At 55.3% G+C, this 10,545-nt stretch carries 11 protein-coding genes; 4 read left to right on the top strand and 7 right to left on the bottom strand.

Annotated features, from left to right (window positions below; all coding sequences use genetic code 11):
* The 3 genes from G463_RS0115955 to G463_RS23860 form a co-directional block, all read right to left on the bottom strand.
* A partial coding sequence (locus G463_RS0115955; RefSeq protein ID WP_026975951.1) for a transposase occupies positions 1–272 on the bottom strand: 272 nt, incomplete at its 3' end.
* Between the two features lie 11 nt (positions 273–283).
* Positions 284–574 (bottom strand): hypothetical protein, encoded by a 291-nt coding sequence (locus G463_RS0115950; protein ID WP_026975950.1) that lies wholly within the window; start codon positions 572–574, stop codon positions 284–286.
* 84 nt (positions 575–658) lie between these two features.
* Positions 659–793 (bottom strand): hypothetical protein, encoded by a 135-nt coding sequence (locus G463_RS23860; RefSeq protein WP_281171090.1) that lies wholly within the window; start codon positions 791–793, stop codon positions 659–661.
* A 170-nt stretch (positions 794–963) separates the two neighbouring features.
* Here G463_RS23860 and G463_RS0115940 point away from each other — a divergent pair, with 170 nt between their 5' ends.
* From G463_RS0115940 to G463_RS0115930, 3 genes are all read left to right on the top strand, one after another.
* Complete coding sequence (locus tag G463_RS0115940) at positions 964–1,194, top strand: hypothetical protein (protein ID WP_026975949.1); 231 nt, start codon at positions 964–966, stop codon at positions 1,192–1,194.
* Positions 1,195–1,223: 29 nt separating this feature from the next.
* Entirely contained in the window at positions 1,224–1,601 is a 378-nt protein-coding gene (locus tag G463_RS20945; RefSeq protein ID WP_169725492.1) for a YlbF/YmcA family competence regulator, read from the top strand.
* Between the two features lie 87 nt (positions 1,602–1,688).
* Positions 1,689–1,997, top strand: a complete 309-nt coding sequence (locus G463_RS0115930) for a DUF1292 domain-containing protein (protein ID WP_026975948.1) — start codon at positions 1,689–1,691, stop codon at positions 1,995–1,997.
* Positions 1,998–2,483: 486 nt separating this feature from the next.
* Here the strand turns inward: G463_RS0115930 and G463_RS0115925 are convergent, their stop codons facing one another.
* From G463_RS0115925 to G463_RS20935, 4 genes are all read right to left on the bottom strand, one after another.
* The gene (locus G463_RS0115925; protein ID WP_026975947.1) at positions 2,484–3,281 is read right to left on the bottom strand and encodes a hypothetical protein; all 798 of its coding nucleotides are present in this window, start codon (positions 3,279–3,281) and stop codon (positions 2,484–2,486) included.
* Positions 3,278–5,278 carry a BREX-3 system phosphatase PglZ gene (gene pglZ / locus G463_RS0115920; RefSeq protein WP_211227434.1) on the bottom strand — a complete coding sequence of 667 codons (2,001 nt, stop codon included), beginning with the start codon at positions 5,276–5,278 and terminating at the stop codon, positions 3,278–3,280. Before pglZ ends, G463_RS0115925 begins: the two co-directional genes overlap by 4 nt.
* A gap of 382 nt (positions 5,279–5,660) precedes the next feature.
* Positions 5,661–8,375 (bottom strand): DEAD/DEAH box helicase, encoded by a 2,715-nt coding sequence (locus G463_RS20940; RefSeq protein WP_211227433.1) that lies wholly within the window; start codon positions 8,373–8,375, stop codon positions 5,661–5,663.
* Positions 8,376–8,946: 571 nt separating this feature from the next.
* Positions 8,947–10,092, bottom strand: coding sequence for a site-specific DNA-methyltransferase (locus G463_RS20935; RefSeq protein WP_211227432.1), 1,146 nt, complete (start codon positions 10,090–10,092; stop codon positions 8,947–8,949).
* Between the two features lie 205 nt (positions 10,093–10,297).
* Between G463_RS20935 and tnpA the strand changes: the two genes are divergently transcribed.
* On the top strand, positions 10,298–10,545 hold a 248-nt coding region (gene tnpA, locus G463_RS0115900; RefSeq protein ID WP_026974975.1), incomplete at its 3' end, for an IS66 family insertion sequence element accessory protein TnpA.

Here is a 10,545-nt window from a genome sequence, read left to right as displayed (position 1 = left end):
TTCGATTTTTTTCGCAACACATCCACCTGCATCGTGAGTTCACCGATCTTAGCCCGAGCCTCCTGCAACTCTTTCTCCAGCTCCTGCTCCCTCGTAGAGGGTCCGGACTGAAGCCCAGCCCGTCCACCAGTCAGGAACGCTTCACGCCACCTGTAATACAGACTCTGGGCCACGCCATGCCGCCGACATACCTCGCTGATATTCGCACCGGGCATCATGCCCTCGAGCACGATGTTCATCTTCTCGTCCACTGTCCACTTACGTCCCGGCATCATAAACACCTCTACTTCATCTTAACCCATCCCTTCTGTCTGGGTTGACTCTGGGGCCAGTATACTTCTCCATCCACCCTCACATTGATGAAGAACACATCCTCAATATCGCCCAGCACCCGGTTCGCAAACGTCTCTCCCGGGTGATCCAAGACCAAAGCATCCTCCTCTATCCCCCGAATGACGAAGAGAGACGGAGAACTGGCGCGAGGCCACTTCATCCACAGCAAGTGCGCATGTTCATAAAAAAATGCGTAGGCCTCTACGCCAGGAAATACGTATTTGTCTGATTCGCCCGCCATTCCATGCCCTCCTCGCCAGGTCTGGACGCGCAGAGACGGGAACGAAAGTCCGGCTCGCCCACATTCCGACGCGGCCGAGTCCCGTTATTCATCCTCCCTGCGCCCCTCCTTGGCCAACGCCCGGTTGAAATTTTCCTGAGTCTCCGAGGCGCAGGTGAACAGCATCCAGAACAAGCCCAACGCAGCAACGCCCATCCCAATCAGTCCATTGGTGAACATGACGGCTCCCTCCCATCGAACGGATGCTTACCAAAATCGTAAGAACATTTTCACTTCCGGTCAAGAGCCGAATTCGCGTCCGAGATTTCGTTCGACGCAGCCCAAACGATGGCTTATAATGGAGGCAACGCACCGAAATGCGGAACGCGTGAGGAAAGGAGTCTTCCGGCATGCAGGCAACGCGGAAACTTCGATACATTCTGTTCAGTTTGATGTTCGCTTTGGTTTTGGTAGGGCTCGTCGCGCACTCGTATCCATTGCTGATTGTGCTGGCCATCGTAGCCATTGCACTTGGCGTGGTGGGTGATCGAATGGAAAATCACCCGACAGAACCGTTCAAAAGATACAATGAACTGCACCATCACGTGCGCAAGCACCCTGGTCCCCAGAGTGAAACCTGATGGATGTCATTCCACGGAGTGTCAGTGCAATGGTAGACCACAACGAACTTTGGGCTGAGACCGAAGAACTCGCCGATATGATTGTACAGGCGCCGGAAATCGTCCGTTACCAACGCGCCGAAGCACAGATGAAGGCCCATCCGCGTGCCCAGCGAATGTTGGAGAGGCTGCGGGCGCTGCGCGAGGAAATCGGCGAGTTTCAAGCACGGAAAGTCCCGCCGAAACATTACATGCATCTGCTGCGGGATTCCGAATCTCTGCTTGAGGAACTGGAGAAAATACCGGAGGTCGTCGAATTTCAGCATGCGCAGACAGCGGTGAATGACCTGTTGCAGACCATCACCCGTCGACTCGCGAAGGCTGTATTGGAAAAAGTGGAAGACACGGACCATCCGTTCGCTCCCTGAGCTTCGCTGGTCGCGGTTGACAAACCGCAAAAGCGCATGCTATGTTTTTCGAGTTATGTCCCCCATTGGGAGAAAGAAGGGTTGCCAGTGGCAGATCACGAACACAATCATGATCACGAACATGAATTTGACGAAGAAGTCATTTTGCTCGAAGACGAAGAGGGCAAGGAGCATCGCTTTGTACTCGGCGATGTCCTGGAAGTCGAAGGCCGAAGCTACGCGGTCCTGCTGCCCATTGACGACGACCTGGAAGAAGGCGTCATCTTCCGAATTGAGGGCGAAGAAGGGGACGACTATGTCCTCGCGGACATTGAATCGGACGAAGAATGGCAAAAGGTCGTCGATGCGTACAACGAGTACTTGGTGGACGACGAAGACGAGGAAGACGAAGACTGACTACCACGAGAGGATTTTCTCCATCCGAGGGCTGCTGGGCGACCAACAGCCCTTTTTGAATGTCTCGGAGATGGCCTCACGTGGCTGGTGACGGAAAATACGAAGCGAGACTTCGCCTCTGGCGAAGTCTCGCTCTGTTGCGTCTATAGAGTTTGTGGAGCCACCTGTCGGATTCGAACCGACGACCTGCTCATTACGAGAGTCAAAATGCCCAATTTCGTGGAGTACCGCCGAGTTGTACTCAGGTCTGAAAAGCCTTGTCCTGATTGGGATTTCGGCACTTGTGTTTGGCGGAGAGTGGACCTGAGCAAAGTTGATTTTCGATGAGTTGACACCCAAAGTGACACCCAAACGACGATAGAATGTGAAGGAGCGGTATAGGGCGTTTAAGGTTTCGAGTATCTCGGATGTCATGCCAAAGTCATGACATGTTGCACTCACGCAAGATGTTTTCTATGAAAGGGCAATCTGCCGAGCTACCACCGCTTAGTTTCGGTCAGAGAAGCCCATAATTCCCGCCCCTTCTTCACTAATCGACCGTCGAAGCATGATCAAATCTTGGTCTAGGCCGTGGCGAAACATGTTGAGCCGCCCGGATAAGGCTATCAGGTGATCTGCAGGAATCGGGCGAAGGCGAAACGGAAACAGACACGTCGAATCAAAGATTGTGTTTACGGCCATAGCATTGTTGGGATGAGCGAATAAGAGGGCCTCAGCTAACCAGGCGACAAGCTCCGCGTTGTGTATATCCCGTGAAACGCCTAGTGAGTAAATGCCCTGTCCTGATGTTTCTTTCAGTACCCCCCAATCAACGAAGCTACGTAGTACCCGCCGCACCGCCCTAGAAACCGTCTCTCTTTCTCCATAGTGCTCCCGCAAGCGACGCTGTACCTGGCTGGCGACAGCCGTTCCCTGGAGCTTTAGTAGTCGTCCAACATGAGCAGCAACAACTCCCCAGAACGGATAAACCGCCATTGTCATACCCCAATGAACGGCCATATGATACTCACCCGGTAGATTTGAAAGAAGCTGTAAGCCTGCGTGCTGGAGTGGATAGAGGTCTTTTGGAGAACGTACCCATACTTTCATTAAAATACTAATTACCTTTTCCCGATTACCGCGTTTTGCATTTCCTCCGACAGAAAGTTTATCAATCAATAGATCTTGGAGAGCTCGGTAAATGCTTACCTCGTCATTTCCAGAAAGGACTAGATTGGCCGTTCTCTCCAACCACTCAAGGCTAATGCGCTGGCTAATACCAATCTGGAGTAAGCGATTGTTCATGAGCTCCTCCTATCAATCTGAATAAATGGAACAAGAAGTTCTTCGACACTTATGCCCCCATGAGTGACGAGACGCTCTTGAGCCCTTACAAAAGCGGTCCGGCGTGGCGCAATCAAGGGTAGGTAGTCCTCCGGTAAGCCGACCGACGGCCACTCGAGGGCATCAGGAAACAGGCGCTTGATTTGAGCTCTAAGCAGGGGATCGGAGTAAACACGAACCCGCTCTCCGCGGAGTTCTGCAACCGCCCCTTCATCAGGCCGGCCTATGCCTTCCGCCTCGATATTCCCGTGATCTGAGGCAAGGTAGACCAGGAATCCGTGTTGGTAAAGAAGTCCAAGAAGATCGCGCATAAATCCCTGCTTGGCCCATAGCCTGACCTGGTCATGCATGCCTGCGGTACCCAGCTCCATTCCGTGCATGATCTTGTCAATTTTGTCGATGACCAGGCCGATGACACGGAGCCTTGGCCGTGTTAATAGTTCGGTGATCGCGTCCAGGTTCTCATCGCCTAGGCCCTTGACATAAGCTACCTCATACTGCGTCAACCCCTGATCCACCCAGAAATAGCTCCACAGTCCCGGTTCCTTGTCAGTGGTATGGATGGTTGACGGAAAATAGATCGGTGGCCTTCCGGCAAATGCAGCCTGCCGGGAAACAGTTGTGAGGGTTGGAATCCATGCGAACACGGCATTCTCTCGGAATTGCAACTTGGAATCCTGTTGACCGAGCACCTCACGCAGCACAATCCATTGGTCCAGGGAAAGGCCGTCCACCAGGAGGAAAGCTACTTTCTTGTACGGGCCCTCTCCGATATGCCGTGCCAAGAACCGCGGAATATGATGCAACATCACGGGTGGCACCGGCGGGAGATTGATCAGGCCGCTGTAGCGATTCAGAACCCATGCAGTAAACGTAGAATCGACCCGGAATTTCAACTCCTCCAGCCGCTTCCGGTACTCTTCTAGCTGATTGCTATCTGACTCCAACACCAAAACGATAAGCTCGGCCCAACGGTAGGCAAAATGAAACCACTCCCCGTGCCGCGCGTTAGGTGAAGGAATCGTGTTTTCTATGGAATCCAATAGACCCTCTATGCGACGGCGACGATCTTCTCCGGGACGCACTACAACACCGGTACCTACCCAAGTCTTGGAGAGGGTCACGGCATGGTTGTGCAGTACCGGTTTCAGCAGCCCCTCTAGAAAGAGGCTATCGATGTAAACTCGGACGTCGTCGTGATCAAACGGTAACACCGCTGGTCCTGCAAACTCAAGCCCGTAACTTGGTGTTGCCTCAAGGACCGCATCGTTTCGCCCAACCATGCGATCCAGGAATAACGGCCAGCGCTCTTGCAGGAACGCAAAGAACGCCTCTCGATCTGGAATGATGGTCTCCAGCGGCCAGTCCTCAAAAATGACTTTATGGCGAAGCACTTGGATTAAGTGCTCATCGAGTATGGCAGGAATACGTTGCCGGCGATAGTGGCGGCGCAGCAACACCCGGAGCAGGTCCGATGGCTGTTTGATGAGCTCGATCGCAATCCCAAACACATGGCGAAGGGTGAACTCCTTCGTGGCGTTATCTCCAAGCTGACCCGGCGCATACTTTGCCTGCGCTTCGTACAGGGCGTCGAGGTCATCCCGGTCAAACTCCGCGACCACCGAATAGCTGAGATTCGGGAAGAGATCACCCAGGCTGAAAGAAAGCCTGCGGCCGACCTGTAGCAGGTCATAGGGCAACGCATCGAGATCGGCAGACGGTGATCTTAGCACCACCACTAGATCCGTTTCTTCTCCACGATCCCAGCGGGAACGGAATCGTGATTCGTATACATAGCGGAAAGCGACTTGATCGTCGAATGGAATCAGCTCAAAGCCCCGTTCTCGGATCGCTCCAACTATACCCTCTTCAAGAAGCAAACCATCCGGATCCGCGACCAGGGTAAGCCGTGCGGTATTGGGCATGAACTCGCGTAAAATGTGGTCACGCCAGCTCAAGAATAGATGCACCACCTAGTCAGTTTCGTTATTCGCTACTTGCCCGCTTATCTGCTGAAGCGTGCAGCTTCACCGTAGTCTTGAGGACCCCCGTTCGGATACAGAGTATACACAGCCTGATATACTCCATATCCTGCTTCTCTGCTGCTCACTGAGCCTTTTTCTGTATCTGCCATCTCCGCACCCAGACGGAAGCAGGCGAGCTCCTAGTCGAGCAAAAACCCTGTTTGAAGGAGTTGTTCAAGAAATCCAGTAATCCAGTTGGCATATTTCGCATCGCCGTGCGTGCAGACGATAACAACTAGTCTTGACGATCGTGCACAGCTCAGCAGAACATCAGTGAACGTTTACCACGCCCCTGTGCACTTGAATCGGAACCCCGTCACGGTGCAAGCGGAACGCCTCTCCCTGACTGACCGAAATCGTGATATAACGGCTCAAATTTCCCTCCCTCGACGCGGACAACGAGTATAGGCACGATTTCCGGCAAAACCTGCGCCATGCGCTCAAGTTGCTCTCGGAATCGTCGTTCCTCCTGATCTAACAAATTCAGACGATAACTCCTGACCTGGGGCAAACCAATGCGCTCGGAGGCTCTACGCCGTGCGGCGAGAGCGTACTCACCTTTCTCACGCTCTCGCTGAAGACGCTCCCGGTGGGCTTGCAGCAGCTCCTCGTAGATCGTCTTGCCGTGTTGTTCCGCCGCAATCCGTAGCCGTTCTAAGGCTTGATAAGAGGCCTCACAGTCTAAATGTCCCAGGAGCACCGGCGTCATAGTCAACAATTGGTCCCAGATGTGACGAGCCGTCGGCATAAACACCCGGCCATCGTCAGCCAGGAACAAAGGCATGATCCGAAGGCGGTTCCAGTCAGCGGTCGAAATCGAGATTCGCCAGAGCGACCAGAAACCAACAATCTCGGGCGCAAGGCCATGAAGCGTGATGACCGGCACTGGTTGCCCCGGGACGAAGACTGGGAGGCGCATGGCTAAGCCCCGCACCTTGGGGTCTTCCAAGGTCAGGTGGCGGGCCCACGGTTTCTGTTCAGCCTCCTTACCTGCGAAGACACAGGCAGAAAGGTGCTCAGCGTCGGGCCATGTTAGGCTCCAGGCGCCGTCTTTCCGCTCCGCTTTGCCGCCATGAGCCTTAACATAGCTGACAGTCATCCGCTCAACCCAATACGGAAGTGGATGTGTCAGTAGCCGCTGGGTTTCATGAGGGTCCAGATCCTCTGTAGGACCAAGCAGAGATACGTCCTGTTGGGACTCCCGCACTTGTTCTTGAATACTCTTTACGACTTGATTGACCCTTGTATCCACCGCGTCAGGGTTGAGAATTGCTTCCACATATAAATTATCGAAGATCTTGCCTACGTGGGCCGAGTCGAGAACGTCGCCAGTCTTGTCAATACCGAACTCCTTAAGGATCACCCTGAGCTTCTCCTCGAGAACCTCCAGAACGCGATACTCGATGGAGTCTTCAAGAACGAAGTTAAGCGCACGAACCGGATGGGTTTGTCCGATGCGGTCCACTCGACCGATGCGTTGTTCCAGCCGCATCGGATTCCAGGGAATGTCGTAATTGATGACCACATGGCAGAACTGGAGATTGAGGCCCTCCCCGCCGGCGTCCGTTGAGATGAGGATGCGGGCTTCCTTGGCGAAAGCGTTCTGAACCCTCTTGCGCTCCTCCAAATCCATGGACCCGTTGAGGCACACGACCTCGAAGCCGCGCTCGGTCAGGAACTCATACAGCATCTCTTGAGTCGGAACGAACTCGGTAAACACCAGGATCTTGAGATCCAGGTCCCCTTCCTCAGCCTGGAGGCGGTAGATCCAGTCGAGCAGCGCTTCGGCCTTGGCATCTGGACCCTGCTGCTCGCAAAGGATAGCCACTTCCAAGAGCCGCTCCACCTCGGTCCTTTCGTTCTTCAGGGCCTTAATGCGGGATTTGAACAAGATGTCCATCTGCGCTTGACCGTCCAGGTCGGCCCACTCTTCCTCGGAGACTTGGAAGAAGTGGGCCGGCTGTTCCTGCGAAGCCCCAAGTGCCTCGAGACGCCGCTCCAGCGCTGTGCGGATGGCTCGCGTACTGGAAACTATTAAGCGCTGCATCAGGATCATGAGGAATCCGACGGTGTTCCGCTTCGTCCGCATGGCCTGGTTGTAGCCCTCGCGCACGTAGCCGGTAACCGCCTCGTAAAGCAGGCGTTGACCGCGGTGGCGCTCAGCCCAAGCGACCGGCACCAGCTCCGTACGCCGAGGCTTAAACAGCGATTTGCCTTCGGCGTCGATGGCACGGCGTTTCTCCGAGCGGATCACATAGGGCTGCACGCGTTCGCGGCAGATACTCGCTTCATCCGGAAACGCGTTTGGGTCAAGCAGTGACAGCAACCGACGAAACGAATCGGTTTTTCCTTGGTGTGGCGTGGCCGACAGCAAAAGCAGATACGGCGCTGCCTCGGCCAGCCCTTGGCCGAGCTTGTACCGGGCCACCTGGTCCGTACTCCCGGCCAGGCGATGAGCCTCATCCACAATGACTAGATCCCAGCCAGCGGAAATCAATTCCTCGAAACGCTGTCGGTTGTACGCGTCCACCTGCTCCCTTGACCAACCACGTCGGCCATCGAGGGGCTTTACTGAGTCCATCGGACAGACCACCTGTGGGTAGCTCCGCCAGATGTTGTCTCCCGGTGCCACGGGACGATAGACGGTGAAATCGCTCGGAATGAGCAGACGGAATTCCTCACCAAAGTGAGTTTGCATCTCGGCGACCCATTGGGTCACCAGCCCCTTGGGAGCAATGATTAGAGTCCGATTCACTAAGCCCCGAAGTTTAAGTTCCCGCATGATAAGACCTGCCTCGATGGTCTTCCCGAGGCCCACTTCATCTGCCAGGAGATAGCGAACACGGTCGCCAGAAACGGCCCGTGAGAGCGCCCGGATCTGATGCGGCAACGGGATGACGGACGCCTGAAGGGGTGCGAGCAGTACATCCTGGACCAACGCATCTGCCACGCGGCCCGCCGCGGCCAGATAGGCGATCCGGTCACCGGTGACAACACGCTCGGATACGGGCCGTAGACGGGAAGCAGGCACCCGTACAACGGTATCCTTACCCGGGAGCCAGACTCGGCAAACAGTCTCGCCCCACAACGTTTGAGTTTCAATGACCCGACAGAACTGGTCATAGTCGGAACTCCATGCCCATCCATCGAGTGTGAATATCTTGCCAGATCCCATAAGCTTTTTGCCCTCAAAGATGTATGACATGTCCCTTCCGAGTCGCAACATTCCACCACTGTCAAAACACGGCGACCCTCTAGCGCGATGCGACGATACCGGCGTTCAAAAAGGACTCGCGTTCACCTTCCATGACGGCGCAAATAGAGTCCCTTACAACTGTCTCCTGAAGGCTTTCCGCGCACTCAATCTGCGTCTAGTCCCCCCGCGCTGCAAGAAGCACGTCCAGTTCTGCGTCACCGTTGACTTCAGGCTGGTCGAGAATGATCAATGCTGGCAAGTATGTCATCAAGAGGCCACTCCCTTGGACTTCGACTCTTGAGCTGTGGTTGAGCCGAACTCTGGCCGTGGTCCGCGAAGGCCGGTGAGTACGCGTGAACAGCGAAGTACCACCACCGATCTCCATTCCAGTTTTATGTCGCCATACTCATGCCTCCTCCCCCAATCGGGTAAGCGCTTGGTCATACCACATAAGAAGCTTCGGATCCTCCTGAAGCACGTTCTCAGGGATCTTGCGCGCCACTGCAATGATTGTGGCGTAGTCCCGCTCCTGCCACGCCTTCTTAAAGCCGGCGCGGATTGCCTCGAGGCGGAACACCTTCAGACGTCTCGAACCCGATTCGCAGTAGTCCTGGAACTCGCGAAGGAGGGCCCGCTCGCGGAGCTTCTCCAGGTCGCTGGCCTTGTTCGGGTCCGGCACATACCAGCGTGCTTTTGCGCGATCCATGAGTCGCCCATCACGGGTCGTGAGGCCCACTTCGTCCTCCTGTGCCTGTCCGTTTGCCAGAGCTTCCTCAATGATTTTGCGGAGCTCCGCGCTCTGGCGCATCCATGAGACAATTTGCCTTGGAATCGGACCTGTCCCGTCATAGCGAAGGAAATTCTGCTCTAACAACTCCATGAGCTCGAGCGGCTTCTCGTGCTTCTGCCATCCACCGATCTCCCTGAGGAACTGCGGATGGAGTTCCTGGAACGTCTGCGGCTTCCTCGTGAGTTGCTGCTTGAGCCATTGGATGGCAGAAGCTTCGTCGGTAACTAAGATCTGAAGCTGCAGCACCTCCTTCACCTTCATGCGCTTTCTGTCGTACTCGGCCACTTGCTCCGGCAGAAAGTACATTCCGTCGCGCTCCGGGAAACGCTGAGACAGGCCTGCGTAAAACTCTGCAGCAGACATAGGGACTGTGACGCCGCGCTGTACGTGGAAAGCCACCATGCGGTCGTAGAGCAGGTAGTTCTGCCGCTCGTTGATGACCTCCAACTTGCCCCCCTTCTCTACCGCAACTGGAAGCTGCTTCAGGTGAGTACGAACGAAGTCCCAGACGCCCTCCTCGGTACCCGCCTCCCGCTTGAAACGCTCTTCGAGCCCGCCGTTGGGCTTGTAGCATGAGATAACGAGGTCCTGCTTGACGGCGTTAGCGCTCGTGACCTGCTTGAACGATCCCTGCTGCTTATCGAGCGTACGCACATCAGCAATGACGAACCCAGCAGTTTGCAGCGCCTCTTGGATGGCGTTCCAGACGCTGTTCTTGGAATTATGAAACTCCACCGTCATCCAGTGGCCCGGCTTGAGCACCCGGTAGTATTCCCTGAAGCACTCTGTCATTAACTGCTGGTACTCTGTTAATCCTTTTCCTTGCACCGTATTTTCGACGGCTTCAGGTCTGTTGTTTGTAAAGACTCTAAGCCAGGATTCCCGTGAGCGTCAAATAGCGCACACCTAGCGCCAGGCCCTCTTCTGCGAGATGATCCCCCCAGAATCCAATCATGGAGGGATCATCGTGACGAAGGCCGAGTTGGCAGAGCTTCGTGAGCTTTGGCGTGCCCGCGTGGCGGATTTCCGTGCCAGTGGACAAACTGGCGCGGCGTGGTGTGCTGCCCACCAGATCAAGGAGCACCAGCTGTGGTATTGGGTGGGCAAGTTTAAGGCAGAAGCGCAGGAGCGGTCGGCGTCGGAGCCACAACCCCGTTTTATCCCGGTGCATGTCCAGGAAGCCGACAAGGATGCGCACACGTCCCTGTCTGTACG

It is taken from the genome of Alicyclobacillus contaminans DSM 17975, assembly GCF_000429525.1.
Lineage (GTDB): Bacteria > Bacillota > Bacilli > Alicyclobacillales > Alicyclobacillaceae > Alicyclobacillus_A > Alicyclobacillus_A contaminans.
Note: the sequence above shows the minus strand (reverse complement) of the source record. Positions and strands in the feature narration are given on the sequence as shown.

What these genes read in the sequence shown, in the direction of transcription:
- G463_RS20945 (WP_169725492.1), top strand. Translation starts at nt 1,224, where the DNA reads ATGGTAGACCACAACGAACTTTGGGCTGAGACCGAAGAACTCGCCGAT.
- G463_RS0115950 (WP_026975950.1), bottom strand. Translation starts at nt 574, where the DNA reads ATGGCGGGCGAATCAGACAAATACGTATTTCCTGGCGTAGAGGCCTAC.
- G463_RS23860 (WP_281171090.1), bottom strand. Translation starts at nt 793, where the DNA reads ATGTTCACCAATGGACTGATTGGGATGGGCGTTGCTGCGTTGGGCTTG.
- G463_RS0115925 (WP_026975947.1), bottom strand. Translation starts at nt 3,281, where the DNA reads ATGAACAATCGCTTACTCCAGATTGGTATTAGCCAGCGCATTAGCCTT.
- G463_RS0115940 (WP_026975949.1), top strand. Translation starts at nt 964, where the DNA reads ATGCAGGCAACGCGGAAACTTCGATACATTCTGTTCAGTTTGATGTTC.